Genomic DNA, 679 nt, shown 5'->3' on the forward strand with positions numbered 1-679 from the left:
TACTTAAACCGTTATTGCTTCTTTTCTTGCGCGCAACGACGTTAAAATTTGAGGCAGTAAAGACATCACAATCATGCCCACCATCAAGCTGTATTGGAGTGGGGTAAAGTTTTCACCCAACAGCAATAACCCAGAGACGATCCCTGCAATCGGGTTGGCAATGCCACCAAACGTAAAGTCGACCACAGACATGCGTTGCAACAACCACACATACATGCCGTAGCCTAGCGCGGTGTTGAGCACAATGACCCACAGCAGCCCTAGTGTGTTGGTCATATCGATATTCTGTACGGCATGCACATAAGGCTGCGGATTGATGGTAGCTAACACAGCCGCGGCGATAGACAGCAATACACCACCCAAAATCAACTGCCACGTGAGTACCGTCCACCAATGCATTTTTGTGCCGAGTGATTTGGTTACGCTACTGCCAATCACGATGCACATGATGGCCGCCAGCATCGCCCCTAAACTGATAGGATTGAGCGAGATTGAGCTTGGATCGAACAAGAACCACGCTAACGCAATCAACACTGCGCCGCTGATACCTTGTATTGCGCTAGGCTGACGTTTGTAGACCGCCCAACCAAACAGCATGGCAAAGACGGGGACTGAAATCATGCCGACACCGGAAATTGCAGAAGGTAGGGTCAACGCCATCACAAAAATGAGGCCAAAG

The 679-nt window shown here is 49.8% G+C and carries 1 protein-coding gene; it reads right to left on the bottom strand.

Features of this window, described 5'->3' with window-relative positions; translation table 11 throughout:
* Nucleotides 1-3 precede the first annotated feature (3 nt).
* Nucleotides 4-679 (bottom strand): DMT family transporter (locus tag R7R24_RS27270; protein ID WP_318120209.1); only part of this gene is annotated, 676 nt, incomplete at its 5' end.

Source organism: Vibrio sp. 704, from assembly GCF_033339295.1.